11 protein-coding genes and 1 pseudogene are annotated in these 13346 nt (G+C 66.4%); 9 read left to right on the top strand and 3 right to left on the bottom strand.

Features of this window, described 5'->3' with window-relative positions:
- Positions 1-3: 3 nt before the first annotated feature.
- Complete coding sequence (rhaI, locus tag ACSHZY_RS15230; RefSeq protein ID WP_435170625.1) at positions 4-1263, bottom strand: L-rhamnose catabolism isomerase; 1260 nt, start codon at positions 1261-1263, stop codon at positions 4-6.
- A gap of 5 nt (positions 1264-1268) precedes the next feature.
- Entirely contained in the window at positions 1269-3356 is a 2088-nt protein-coding gene (locus tag ACSHZY_RS15225) for a bifunctional rhamnulose-1-phosphate aldolase/short-chain dehydrogenase (RefSeq protein ID WP_435170553.1), read from the bottom strand.
- Positions 3357-3513: 157 nt separating this feature from the next.
- Here ACSHZY_RS15225 and ACSHZY_RS15220 point away from each other — a divergent pair, with 157 nt between their 5' ends.
- From ACSHZY_RS15220 to ACSHZY_RS15185, 8 genes are read left to right on the top strand one after another with little or no spacing between them, the layout of a single operon-like run.
- A complete protein-coding gene (locus tag ACSHZY_RS15220; protein WP_435170551.1) occupies positions 3514-4314 on the top strand; it encodes a DeoR/GlpR family DNA-binding transcription regulator in 801 nt (266 codons plus the stop codon).
- Between the two features lie 40 nt (positions 4315-4354).
- Positions 4355-5335 carry a rhamnose ABC transporter substrate-binding protein gene (rhaS, locus tag ACSHZY_RS15215; protein WP_435170549.1) on the top strand — a complete coding sequence of 327 codons (981 nt, stop codon included), beginning with the start codon at positions 4355-4357 and terminating at the stop codon, positions 5333-5335.
- Positions 5336-5380: 45 nt separating this feature from the next.
- Positions 5381-6892, top strand: coding sequence for a sugar ABC transporter ATP-binding protein (locus ACSHZY_RS15210; RefSeq protein WP_435170547.1), 1512 nt, complete (start codon positions 5381-5383; stop codon positions 6890-6892).
- Positions 6889-7866: an ABC transporter permease gene (locus ACSHZY_RS15205; protein ID WP_435170545.1), complete on the top strand. Its 978-nt coding sequence runs from the start codon at positions 6889-6891 to the stop codon at positions 7864-7866. The genes ACSHZY_RS15210 and ACSHZY_RS15205 overlap by 4 nt, the downstream gene beginning before the upstream one ends.
- The gene (locus tag ACSHZY_RS15200; RefSeq protein WP_435170543.1) at positions 7863-8849 is read left to right on the top strand and encodes an ABC transporter permease; all 987 of its coding nucleotides are present in this window, start codon (positions 7863-7865) and stop codon (positions 8847-8849) included. The genes ACSHZY_RS15205 and ACSHZY_RS15200 overlap by 4 nt, the downstream gene beginning before the upstream one ends.
- Positions 8837-9148 (top strand): L-rhamnose mutarotase, encoded by a 312-nt coding sequence (locus tag ACSHZY_RS15195; protein ID WP_435170541.1) that lies wholly within the window; start codon positions 8837-8839, stop codon positions 9146-9148. The genes ACSHZY_RS15200 and ACSHZY_RS15195 overlap by 13 nt, the downstream gene beginning before the upstream one ends.
- Positions 9145-10449 carry an FGGY-family carbohydrate kinase gene (locus ACSHZY_RS15190; protein ID WP_435170539.1) on the top strand — a complete coding sequence of 435 codons (1305 nt, stop codon included), beginning with the start codon at positions 9145-9147 and terminating at the stop codon, positions 10447-10449. Before ACSHZY_RS15195 ends, ACSHZY_RS15190 begins: the two co-directional genes overlap by 4 nt.
- Positions 10440-11588 carry an alpha-hydroxy acid oxidase gene (locus tag ACSHZY_RS15185; protein ID WP_435170537.1) on the top strand — a complete coding sequence of 383 codons (1149 nt, stop codon included), beginning with the start codon at positions 10440-10442 and terminating at the stop codon, positions 11586-11588. Before ACSHZY_RS15190 ends, ACSHZY_RS15185 begins: the two co-directional genes overlap by 10 nt.
- Before the next feature lie 3 nt (positions 11589-11591).
- Here the strand turns inward: ACSHZY_RS15185 and ACSHZY_RS15180 are convergent, their stop codons facing one another.
- Positions 11592-12782 (bottom strand): MFS transporter, encoded by a 1191-nt coding sequence (locus ACSHZY_RS15180; RefSeq protein ID WP_435170535.1) that lies wholly within the window; start codon positions 12780-12782, stop codon positions 11592-11594.
- 195 nt (positions 12783-12977) lie between these two features.
- On the opposite strand from ACSHZY_RS15180, the pseudogene ACSHZY_RS15175 reads away from it, so the two are divergent.
- A pseudogene (locus ACSHZY_RS15175) lies at positions 12978-13288 on the top strand (hypothetical protein); the annotation flags it as partial.
- Positions 13289-13346 lie beyond the last annotated feature (58 nt).

Raw genomic sequence — 13346 nt, 5'->3', positions numbered from 1 at the left:
GGATCAGACGATCCCGCCGCCCCCGCCAATTGATACGGGCCGCTTGGCCGAGACTGCGGCACGGTAGCCCGAGGCGCGATACGTCTGCACCGGATCGATCGCCGCCCTCGCGTTCCGGCGGGCCATGCGCAGGATCGGTTCCACATCTGTGCGGAAGGCGACCCGGAGCGTGGCCGAGGCCATCAGCGCGTCGTTCGCCTCCTGATACCCCGCCAACGCCGCGCGATCCACAAGGCTCGCCTGCACGAAGGCACGCTGGATCTCCATCGCCGAGATCATCAGGCTTTCGATCGGGTCCGTCACGTTGTGCGACTGGTCGATCATGTGCGCGAGGTTCAGCGGGTCCGCGTCCACCAGCTCGTTGAAGACAAGGAACAGGCGGTAGGGTTCGATCGTGCCGGCATCCAGATCGTCGTCGCCATACTTGCTGTCGTTGAAGTGGAAGCCGCCCAGCTTGCCCGCATGGATCAGGCGCGAAACGATCATCTCGATGTTCACGTTCGGGGCGTGGTGGCCCAGATCGACGAGGCACATCGCCTTGTCGCCCAACTCCTGCGCGGTCAGCAGGCTGGTGCCCCAGTCCTGCACCACGGTCGAATAGAAGGCCGGTTCATAGATCTTGTGTTCCGAGAAGAGGCGCCAATCGTCCGGCAGCGCCTTGTAGACCTCCTTCATCGAGGACAGGTAGCGTTCGAACTGACGGGCCATGTTGGTCTGGCCGGGAAAGTTCGACCCGTCGCCGATCCAGACCGTCAGCGCCTTCGATCCGAGGGCGCGCCCGATCTCGATGCATTCGATGTTGTGCTCGATCGCCTGCTGCCGCGTGGCCGCGTCGGTGTGCGACAATGACCCGAACTTGTAGGACAGCGCCCCCGTGTCCTGAAAGGTGTTGGAGTTCATGGCGTCGAAGGACACGCCCACCTCCTCGGCCTTGGCCAGAAGATCGGTGGGGGCCGCCTTGTCCCACGGGATGTGCAGACTGACCGACGGGGTGGCGGCCGTCAGCTGGTGGATCACGCCGCAATCGTCCAGCTTGTCGAAGATGTTGGCGGGCTCACCCAGCCCCGGAAAACGGGCGAAACGGGTGCCGCCGGTGCCGGTGCCCCAGCTGGGCACGGCGACGGCGAAGCCCTGCGCCTTCCGGGTCAGCGCGTCGATGTCCACGCCCTGACGCGCCAGCTTCTGGCCCAGCGCATCGTAATCGGCGCGCAGATCGACGTCGTGCTTTGCGTTTTCCGCCTCGATGAGGGTGTTGTCGATCATGGTCATCACCGCGTGAAAGCTTGCACGTTGCCGGCATCGACGTTGAGGATGTTCCCCGTCGACTTGGCGCTTTTCTCGGACGCGAAGAAGTAGGCGGCTTCGGCAATATCCTCGGGTAGGACCGAACGCTTCAGCATCGACCGGTTGCGATACATCTCCTCCAGCCCCTCCTTGTCGGTCTTGTAGGTAGAGGCGCGCTGGTCGAGCCATTCCCCTTCCCAGATCTTCGACCCGCGCAGCACGGCGTCCGGGTTCACCACATTGACGCGGATGCCAGCCTCGGCCCCCTCCAGCGCGAGGCAGCGGGCGAGGTGAATCTCGGATGCCTTGGCCGTGCAATAGGCGCTGGCATTGGGCGAAGCCGCCAGGCCGTTCTTCGAGGCGACGAACACCACCGCCCCGCCGATCCCCTGCGCGCGCATCAGCCGGAACGCCTCGCGAGACACAAGGAAGTAACCGGTGGACAGGATGGCCATGTTCTTGTTCCACAGCTCCAGCGTCGTGTCCTCCACCGGAGCCGAGGACGCGATGCCTGCATTGGACACCAAGATGTCCACACCCCCGAACTCCACCGCCGTGTGGGCATAGGCGGCGGCGACCGCATCTTCTTCCGTGACATTCATCTTCACGGTGCGCACAACGTCCTTGCCATGCCGTGACGACAGGTTCTGCGAGACCGAAGCGAGAGCGGCCTCGTTGATGTCGGCCAGCATCACGCAGGCCCCTTCCGCCAGATAGCGTTCGGCCGTGGCCGAACCGATGCCGCCCGCCCCGCCGGTGACCAGCGCCACGCGACCCGCCAGTGATCTCGGCTTCGGCATGCGCTGAAGCTTCGCCTCCTCCAGCAGCCAGTATTCGATGTCGAAGGCTTCCTGTTCGGGCAGTCCCCGGTATTCCGACACGGCGGAGGCGTCGCGCATCACGTTGATCGCGTTCACATAGAACTCGGCCGAGATGCGGGCCGTGGCGCGATCCTTTGCGAAGGTGATCATGCCGACGCCCGGCACCAGATAAACGACCGCGTTCGGATCGCGCAGCGCAGGGCTGTCGGAATGCCTGCAGCGGTTATAATAGGCGGCGTAATCGTCGCGATAGGCCGCGACCTGTGCGGGCAGATCGCGCAGTGTGGCGTCGATGTCGCCGTCGAACTCCACCACCAGCGGGCGAATCTTGGTGCGCAGGAAGTGGTCGGGGCAAGACGTGCCCAGCGCCGCCAGATCGCGCATGTTCTTCGCGTTCACGAATTGCAGGACGGCGTCGCTGTCGTCGAAATGGCCGACCATGTGCTGTTGGCCCGACACCATGCCGCGGATCGCGGGCATCAGTCGTGCCGCCACCGCACGACGCGCCTCCGCATCCAGCGCCTCCCGCGCCGCGCCACCAAAGGCCGGAACGCCCGCCGTCTTGCCCTCGAACCAGGCGATGGCCTTGTTGATGATCTCCAGCGTCAGCTCGTAGCAGGCCTTGGCGTCATCGTCCCAGGTAAAGAGCCCATGCGATTCCAGCACCACGCCCTTGGCGTCCGGGTTCTTTTGGCAGAACTCCTCCAGCCACAGGCCCAGCTCGTAGCCCGGCTTCTTCCACGGCAGCCAGCCGATGTCGTCGCCGAAGACCTCCTGCGTCAACGCGCGCGAGTTTGCGGAGGCGGCGATCGCGATGATCGCGTCGGGGTGCATGTGGTCCACATGACGACGCGGCACATAGGCGTGCAGCGGAGTGTCGATGGAGGCCGCGCGCGGATTCAGGTTGAACGTGCAGAAGGGCAGATAGCCCACCATCTCGTCCTCATGCTCCACGCCCCGGTACTTGCCCTTCAAGGCGCGCAGCTTGTCCATGTACAGCGTGGCGAATCCGTCCATCCGGATGGACCCCACATCCCCGCCCGATCCCTTGACCCACAGCACCTCCACCTGCTCACCCGTCAGCGGATCGGTCTCCATCGCCTTGGCCGAGGTGTTGCCCCCGCCGTAGTTCGTCACCCGCTTGTCGGAGCCGAGAAGGTTGGAGCGATAAAGCAGCTTTTCCGCCTCGGTCATGCCGGCGGCTTTCGCGTCGTCCCAAAGCGAGGGCAGACGCGAGGATGCGGTGGTCATGGTGATCTCCTCCCGATCGATATGGGGCGAAGGTGTGGGCGGCTTCGCGCATTGTCAATCATTTTTGGTCATGTCCGATCATAAATGACGAATGATGACGGAACGTGATTGACAATGATCGGGCATCTGGCAGTGTGGCCGGAACAGGAGGACGCCGATGCATGAAAAGGAACGCCACAGGATCATACTCTCGGGGGTTCAGGACCGCCCGGTGGTGACGGTGGCGGATCTCTGCGCCCTGACCGGCGCATCGGAGGCGACGATCCGCCGCGACATCGCGGCCCTGCACGTCCAGAAAAAGCTGCGCCGCGTGCGTGGCGGGGCCGAAGCGATCCACCCGAACCGCTTCCCGCATCTGGCGGGTCGTCCCTTCGCGCTGAACGAAACGCTGCGCATCGAACAAAAGCGCGCCATCGCCCGCGCGGCGGTGGAGCTGTGCGAGGATGGCGAGCCGATCATCATCAACGGCGGCACGACGACGTTCCAGATGGTGCACCCGCTGGCCACGCGGCGCTGCCAGGTCTTCACCAACTCGTTCCCCATCGCGGAACATCTGCTGAAGCATTCCAAGAACACCGTCCTGCTGCCGGGCGGTGTCGTCTATCCCGAACAGAACATCATCCTGTCGCCCTTCGAGAATGACGTGACGCGCAACTTCTATGCGCGGCGCATGTTCATGGGCGCGCAGGGCATCGGCCCCTTGGGCGTGATGGAGGCCGATCCGCTGCTGATCCAGGCCGAACAGAAGCTGATCGGACAAGCGGACGAACTGGTGCTGCTGGTCGATTCCACCAAGTTCGACGCGCGGTCCAGCCTTGTGCTGTGCCCGCTGGACCGGATCGACACGCTGATCACCGATGACGGAATCACCGACCGCGCAGCCTCCATGCTGGAGGCGGCGGGTGTGACGCTGGTCGTGGCGCGCCCGAGCGCCACGAGGGAGGAAGCGGCGTCCTAGACGCATCATTCGGGCGGATTGAGACAGGGGAGGAGTTCTCATGACGTTGAAGACACTGCTGGCGACGGTGGCCATCCTGGCCGCGACCGGCGCATCGGCGCAGGACATGCGCATCGCGATAGTCGCGAAATCGCTGGGCAACGGCTTCTTCGAGGCCGCGGACCGCGGCGCGCAGGAAGCCGCCAAGGAGTTGGGCGGGGTGGAGATCATCTATACCGGCCCCACCACCACCACAGCCGAGGGCCAGATCGAGGTCGTGAACGCCCTGATCGCCCAGCGCGTGGACGCCATAGCCATTTCCGCCAACGATCCCGACGCGCTGGTGCCGGTGCTGAAACGCGCCATGCAGCGCGGCATCGCCGTGATCTCGTGGGATTCGGGCGTCGCCCCCGAAGGGCGGATGATGCACCTTGCGCCGTCCTCGGACGACCTGGTGGGCCAGACGATCATCAAGCTGGCCGCCGATCACCTGCCCGACGGCGGCGAGGTGGCGCTTCTGTCGGCCACCTCCACCTCCACGAACCAGAACCTCTGGATCGAGGCGATGAAACAGCACATGGGCGACTACCCGAACATCAAGGTGGTCGCGACCGTGTATGGCGACGACCTGGCCGACAAGTCCTACCGTGAGGCGCAGGGCCTTATGCAATCCTATCCGGATCTGGACGCGATCATCGCGCCCACCTCGGTCGGGATCGTGGCCGCGGCGCAGGCGGTGTCGGACGCGGGCAAGATCGGCCAGGTGAACGTCACGGGCCTTGGGCTGCCGTCGGAAATGGCCGGGGCGATTGAATCCGGCGCGTCCAAGAGCTTCGCGATCTGGAACCCGGTCGATCTGGGCTATTCCGCCACGATGATCGCCTATCACCTCGCCAAGAAGGACGTGGAGGCCGAGCCCGGCGCCACCATCCCGATCGGCCGCATGGGCGAGGTGACGCTGGACGACACCAACTCCGCCCCGATGAGCGAGCCCTTCACCTACGACTCCTCGAACATCGACGAGTTCAAGAGCGTGTTCTGACGCGCCGGGGGCGGCACCCCGCCCCCGACCTTCCCGAGGTATCCCATGACACGAGACACAGGCGCCGTTCTGGCGTTGGACGGCGTGACGAAGACGTTTCCCGGCGTGAAGGCGCTGGACGGTGTGCAGCTGGACCTGCACGCCGGCGAAGTGACCGCCCTGATCGGGGAAAACGGGGCCGGCAAGTCCACGGTCGTGAAGATCCTGACCGGGATCTATCAGCCCGACGGCGGCAGCGTGCGCGTGGACGGCGAGCCCGTGCACTTTCCCACCGCGCAGGCGGCGGCCGATGCGGGCATCACCGCGATCCACCAGGAAACCGTGCTGTTCGACGAGTTGTCGGTGGCCGAGAACATCTTTCTGGGACACGCCCCCCGCGCCCGCTTCGGCCTGATCGACCGGCACGCGATGACCGAACGCGCCCGCGCCATTCTGGACGGCATCGGCGCGAAGATCGATCCCGCCGTGCGGCTGAAGGACCTGTCCATCGCTTCGCGCCACCTCGTGGCGATCGCGCGCGCCCTGTCCATCGACGCGCGCGTCGTGATCATGGACGAACCCACCGCAGCCTTGTCCCAGACCGAGATCGAGGAGCTTTACACCCTTGTCGACCAGCTGAAAGCGCAAGGGAAGGCGATCCTGTTCATCAGCCACAAGTTCGACGAGATCTTCCGCATCGCCGACCGCTACACCGTGTTCCGGGACGGGCAGTTCGTCGGCGCAGGCCGGATGGGCGACGTGGACGAGGCCGCGCTGGTGCGCATGATGGTCGGTCGCAACGTCGACCACATCTTCCCCAAGCGCACAACCAACACGGGACCGGAAGTGCTGCGCGTCGTCGGCTATTGCCACCCGACCGAGTTCGAGGACATCAACTTCACGCTGCATCAGGGAGAGATCCTGGGCTTCTACGGTCTTGTCGGGGCCGGTCGGTCCGAGTTCATGCAGTCGCTGATCGGCATCACCCGCCCGTCGCGCGGGGCCGTGCGGATCGACGGCAAGGTGCGCGTCATCCGCTCCCCCGCGCAGGCGATCGACGCAGGGATCGTCTATGTCCCCGAGGATCGCGGCAAGCAGGGCGCGATCCTCGCCATGCCGATCTTCCAGAACGTCACCCTGCCTTCGCTGCACCGCACCTCGCGCGCGGGCTTCACCCGCATGGCGGAGGAGTTTGCGCTGGCCCGCACCTACACCCAGCGGCTGGACCTGCGGGCGGCCTCGTTGGACGCGCACGTGGGCACGCTGTCAGGCGGCAACCAGCAGAAGGTGGTCATCGCCAAGTGGCTGGCCCTGCGCCCCCGCGTCATCATCCTTGATGAACCGACCAAGGGCATCGACATCGGGTCCAAGGCCGCCGTCCACGCCTTCATGGCGGAACTGGCGGCGGAAGGGTTGTCCGTCATCATGGTGAGTTCCGAAATCCCCGAGATCCTGGGCATGTCCGACCGCGTGATCGTGATGCGCGAAGGTCGCATGGCCGCCGAGGTGGAGGGCGACGACCTGACCCCGGAAACGCTGGTCCGCCACGCCGCGGGCATCGGGAGGGTTGCGGCATGACGCTGTTCAAATCGCGCGAGGCGATCCTGTTCGCCGCCATCCTTGCGCTGCTGGTGCTGATCGCCACGCGCTTTCCGGGCTTCGTAGCACCTCGTAACCTTCTGGGCGTGTTCGCCGACACCGCGCCGCTGATGATCCTGGCGCTGGGCCAGATGGTCGTGATCCTGACGCGCTGCATCGACCTGTCGGTGGCCGCGAACCTGGCGCTGACGGGGATGGTCTGCGCCATGCTGAACACCGCGATGCCGGGACTGCCGATCGTGGTCACGCTGGTTCTGGCCGTGGCGATGGGCGCGGCGCTGGGCGCGATCAACGGCCTTCTGGTGTGGAAGCTGGCCATCCCCTCCATCGTCGTCACGCTGGGCACGATGACCATCTTCCGCGGGTCCATCTTCCTTTTGTCGGGCGGCGAGTGGATCAACGCGTTCGAGATGAGCCCCGCCTTCACCGGTTTCCCCCGCATCCTGATCGCGGGCCTGCCGGTGCTGGGCTGGATCGCCATCCTCGTCATCGCCGCACTGGCGCTTCTTCTGTCGCGCACGACGACGGGCCGCGCCTTCTTCGCCGTGGGGGGCAACCCGCACGCCGCCGTTTATACCGGCATCGACGTGGGCCGCACGCAGTTCCTGGCCTTCACGCTGTCGGGCGCGCTGGCGGGGCTGACGGGATACCTCTGGGTCGCCCGCTACGCCGTGGCCTACACCGACATCGCCGGCGGGTTCGAACTGGACGTGGTGGCCGCCTGCGTGATCGGCGGCATCTCCATCGCGGGCGGCATCGGCAGCGTCGGCGGCGCGGTGCTGGGGGCGCTGTTCCTCGGCGTCATCAAGAACGCCCTGCCCGTCGCGGGCGTGTCGCCCTTCTGGCAGATGGCCATTTCGGGCGCGGCGATCATCGTGGCCGTGGCCGCCAATTCGCGCGCCGACCGCAAGAAGGGCCGCATCATCCTCAAATTCGCCGAGGTGCGCCAATGACCGCACGTGTCATCCCCGACCGCCTCACCAGCCCCGCCGCGCGGGCGCTGAAAAGCTGGGAAAGCCTGCTTCTGCTGGTCGCCATCGCGATCTTCACCCTGAACAGCTTCGCCTCGCCCTATTTCCTCGACGCGTGGAACCTGTCGGACGCGTCGTTCAACTTCACCGAAAAGGCGATGATCGCCTTCGCGATGGCCCTTCTGATCATCGCGGGGGAGATCGACCTGTCCGTCGCCTCCATCGTGGCGCTATCTTCGACCGCGATGGGCCTGGTGATGCAGGCGGGCTTCGACGCGCCGGTGATCGTTCTCGCCGGCCTTGGCACCGGACTAGTCTGCGGCGCGTTCAACGGCCTGTTGGTCACGCGGTTCGGACTGCCCTCCATCGTCGTGACCATCGGCACGATGAGCTTGTTTCGCGGCATCAGCTACATCGTGTTGGGCGATCAGGCCTTCACCGGCTATCCCCCCGGCTTTGGCTGGTTCGGTCAGGGCTATGTCGTCTGGGTCATCACGGTGGAACTGGCGATCTTCGCGGCGCTGGCGCTGATCTATGGCATCGTCCTGCACAAGACGAATTTCGGCCGCGCGATCTATGCCACGGGCAACAACGCCACCGCGGCAATGTTCTCTGGCGTGCGGGTGGCGCGGGTGAAGTTCATCCTGTTCCTGCTCACGGGCCTCATGTCCGGGCTGGCTTCGGTCTGTCTGACCTCGCGCCTCGGCTCCACCCGCCCCTCCATCGGCGCGGGGATGGAGCTGGAGGTCGTCACGATGGTCGTCCTTGGCGGCGTCAGCATCCTCGGCGGTTCGGGATCGATCCCCGGGGTCGTGATCGCCGCACTGGTCATGGGGCTGGTCACCTTCGGGCTGGGGCTGCTGAACGTGCCGGGCATCGTGATGTCCATCGTCATCGGTGCCCTGCTGATCGGCGTGATCGCCCTGCCCCGCATCTGGCAAAAGGCCCGCGCATGGAAAAAGTAGCCTTCCGCATGACCCTTCATCCCGGCCAGCTGGACGAATACCGGCGACGCCACGACGCGATCTGGCCCGAGCTTTCGGCCCTTCTGAAAGAGGCCGGGGTGCAGGATTATTCCATCCACTATGACCCCGAGACGCGCGCGCTGTTCGGGGTGATGTGGCGGCGTCCCGGTGGCACCGACGCCTTGCCCGATCATCCCGTGATGAAGCGGTGGTGGGCGCACATGGCCGACATCATGGATACCCATCCCGACAACCGCCCGGTGGAGGTTCCCCTGATCCCGGTGTTCCACCTGCCATGACCCTGCGCCACATTGCCGTCATCGACGTGGGCAAGACCAACGCGAAACTCGCGCTGGTCAACGCCGGAACCCTGAACGAGATCGCGGTCGTCACCCGCCCCAACACCGTCCGGCCCGGCCCGCCTTATCCGCATTTCGATCTGGAGGGGCACTGGGCCTTCTTCCGCGACGGTCTGGCCGCGTTCCACCGCGATCACGGGATCGACGCCATATCGGTCACGACACATGGCGCGGCGGCGGTGCTGCTGGACGCCGGGCGCAATCTGGCGGCGCCGATGCTGGATTACGAACATGAGCTGCCCGACAGCGGCTATGACGCGCTCCGCCCGCCCTTCGCGGAAACGGGCAGCCCCCGCCTGCCCTGCGGGCTGAACCTTGGCGCGCAACTGCACTGGCTGCTGCGCGATCCCGAGGTGGCGGCCCGCACGGCCCATGTCCTGACCTATCCGCAATACTGGGCGTGGCGGCTGACGGGGGTGATGGCGACGGATGTCACCTCGCTTGGATGCCACACCGATCTGTGGAACCCGTGGGAGGGGCGGTTCTCTTCCCTGGTCGACCGGCTGGGCCTGACGGGCAAGCTCGCGCCGGCACGCCGGTCGTCGGACACGCTGGGCCTCGTGCGCGACGGGCTGGGCCTGCCTTGCGTGCCGGTGGCCTGCGGCATCCATGACAGCAACGCCTCGCTTCTGCCGCATGTGCTGGGGCGGACGGGGGCGTTTTCTGTCGTGTCCACCGGAACATGGGTGGTCGCGATGGCGGTGGACGGGGCGAAGGTGGATCTGGACCCGACGCAGGACGTGCTGGTGAATGTGAACGCTCTGGGCCGCCCCGTTCCTTCCGCCCGCTTCATGGGCGGGCGCGAATACGAGGTGGTGCGCAATGGCGGCGACCCGGCCACGACCAGCGCCGACAGCGCCACCGTGCTGCGCGACGGCACCGTGATGCTGTCCCCGCAGGAGTGGACGCGGCAACCCGCGACGCAGGGGCAGCGCATGGTCGCCCTCGGCCACTATCTCGCGCTGATGACGAAGACCTGTCTGGACCGGATCGGCGCGCGGGGTCCGGCCATCGTGGAAGGCCCCTTCGCGCGCAACCGCGACTACCTGTCCATGCTGGCCGCTGTGCATGGAGAGGTGGAGATCGCCACCTCCGCCACCGGCACCAGCATCGGGGCGGCGCTGTTGTTCGCCGACCGTACGACCCCGCCCGCCACGCGCCCCGTCGCGGTGGACAACGCTCCCGCCCTGCGCGACCATGCGGCGCGCTGGCACCGAAGGAAGGACACCGCATGCGCCTGAACCATTGCCACAACTTCCACGATTTCCAGGAACTGGCGCGCCGCCGCCTGCCCTCGCCCATCTACAACTACATCGCCGGCGGCGCGGATGACGAGGTGACGCTGCGCCGCAACACCGCCAGCTTCGAGGCGGTGGATCTGGTGCCGAACGTCCTGCGCGGCGTGGCGGATGTGGACCTGTCCACCACCGTCATGGGCCAGACCATCGGCCTGCCCGTCTATCTGTCGCCCACCGCGCTGCAACGCCTGTTCCACCATCAGGGGGAACGCGCGACGGCTGCGGCGGCGGAACGGTTCGGCACGATGTTCGGCGTCTCCTCCCTCGGCACCGTGTCGATGGAGGAGCTGGCAAGGAAGCACGCGAACCCGCAAGTCTATCAGTTCTATTTCCACAAGGACCGCGCGCTGAATTCGGCCATGATGGCGCGCGCGAAGGAGTCCGGGATCAAGGTGATGATGCTGACCGTGGACAGCATCACCGGCGGCAACCGCGAACGCGACCTGCGCACCGGGTTCTCCATCCCGTTCCGCCTGACCGCCGCAGGGCTGGCGCAGTTCGTGATGAAGCCTGCCTGGGGCCTCAACTACGTCACGCATGAAAAGTTCTCGCTTCCGCAGCTGGACGCGCATGTCGACATGAAGGGCGACACCCTGACCATCGGCCGCTATTTCACCGAGATGCTGGACCCGTCGATGAGCTGGGACGACGTGGCCTCAATGGTGGCGGAATGGAACGGACCCTTCTGCCTGAAGGGCGTGATGAGCGTGGAGGACGCCCGCCGCGCCGCCGAGATCGGCTGCGCCGGCATCGTGCTGTCGAACCACGGGGGGCGCCAGTTGGACGGCAGCCGCACCGGCTTCGACCAGCTGGACGAGATCGTGCAGGCCGTGGGCGACCGGATGGACGTGATGATGGACGGCGGCGTCACGCGCGGCACCCATGTGCTGAAGGCGCTGGCGCTGGGGGCGAAGGCGGTGGGTCTTGGCCGCTACTACCTGTTCCCCCTGGCCGCCGCCGGTCAGCCGGGCATCGAACGCGCGCTGACGCAGATGAAGGCCGAACTGGTGCGGGGCATGCGCCTGATGGGCTGCACGCGCGTGTCCGACCTGAACCGGTCGATGCTGCGCCACCGCACCTGATCGTCAGCGGCGCGCCATCCGCCAGATCAGGGGCGCCAGCACAAGGGCCACGCCCGGGAAGATCAGCGTGTTGATCGCCTGCCATCCCGACGCTTGCAGCAGCGCCCCGGAAAAGAACGAACCGGCCGCCACCGTGCCGAACACGACGAAGTCGTTCAGGCCCTGGGCGCGGCCGCGCTCCTCCTCGGCATGGGCGTCGGCGACCATGGCCGTCGCGCCGATGAAGCCGAAGTTCCAGCCCAGTCCCAGCAGGATCAACGAGATGTAGAAGTGCGACACGTCCAGCCCCGCCAGCGCCACCGCGCCCGAGAGGGCGATGATGACAAGGCCGGCCGCCGTCACCCGCTCCTTCCCGAAGCGGGCGATCAGCTTGCCCGTGAACAGGCTGGGCGCGAACATCGCCAGCACGTGCCACTGGATCCCGTGGGCGGCGTGATCCACCGAATGCCCGTGGACCACCATCGCCATCGGCGCCGCCGTCATCACGAACGCCATGAGGCCGTAGGACACGACCCCCGCCGCCAGCGCCAGCGCGAAAGGCGGCGAGGCCAGAAGCTGCCCGACGCTGCGACCGCCGGCGCTGGCCGTGGTGCTTGCAACGGGACGCGGCGCATGCAGCAAGGCCAGCACCGGCAGCGCGATCAGCGCCAGCACGGCCTGGCTCAGGAAGCTGCCGGCATAGGCGACGCCGGGGACGGAGTCCCGCGTCAGGATCACCAGCTGCGGCCCGATCACCGCCGCGATCAGCCCGCCCACCATGACCCAGGAAATCGCCTTGCCCCGCGCAGCCCCGCTGCGCCCGTCGGCCGCCGCGAAACGATAGGTCTGCACATAGGACGAATACATTCCCGCCGCGAATGTGCCGACGCAGAACAGCGCGAACAGCCCCATCCAGATCGCCCCCGCCGCGATCAGCCCCGAGGCGATACCGATGACCGCCCCCAGCAGATACCCGGACCGCCGCCCGAACCGCCGCATGATTGCCGCCGCTGGAAGCGTGCCCAGCGCCAGCCCAAGGTTGTAGACGCTGACCGGCAGTGTGGCGAGCGCGGGGTTCGACGACAATTGCTGCCCGACCAGCCCCCCGAGGGAGATCACGATCGGCCCGCTGGCCGCCCCCAGCGACTGGGCGGTGACAAGAACGGCAAGGTTGCGCTTCAGGATCGGGCTCTCGGTCACGGGCATCTCGTTCATGGGGGCATGGGCAACATGGGGCTGGCACATCCGTTCATGCCATTGTCGCGGATGTGCATCAAGCGACCCGCAGGGCGTTCAGCCGTTCCCTTCCGCGCCTTCCGGCGGAATGGCTTGCAGATCGGCGGCCAAGCTGTCCACCAGCCATGCGCAGATTTCCGGCACCGGGCTATTCAGAACGTGGGCGCGCGGCGCGATCAGCGAATGCCACGGAAGATGCTGCAGGACGTCATCCGCCGAAAGCTCGTACGACAGCAGGCTTCAGCCGGTGGCGCCGGCTGGCTCACCCTGCCCGGGCACGGGAACTGGTCGATGGGATGTTGGTGGACTGGGGTGTGTCGATCCGCCGGGCATGTGGGCCCCTGCGCTTCGACCCATCGAGCGACCATTATAAATCCCGCCAAACCGGGCAGGCCGCTTTGGAGCTGAGGATCAGGCAGATCTGCCAAACGCGGGTGCGCTACGGATACCGGCGCGTCCACGTGTGGCTGCGACGGGAAGGTTGGTAGGTGAACATCAAGAAAACCCGAAGGATTTACAACGATTTGCGTCTCCAGTTGCGCA

The organism is Falsirhodobacter sp. 1013 (assembly GCF_051195255.1).
In the GTDB taxonomy this organism is placed as follows: Bacteria; Pseudomonadota; Alphaproteobacteria; order Rhodobacterales; family Rhodobacteraceae; genus Falsirhodobacter.
This window is presented reverse-complemented; position numbering and strand designations above follow the sequence as displayed.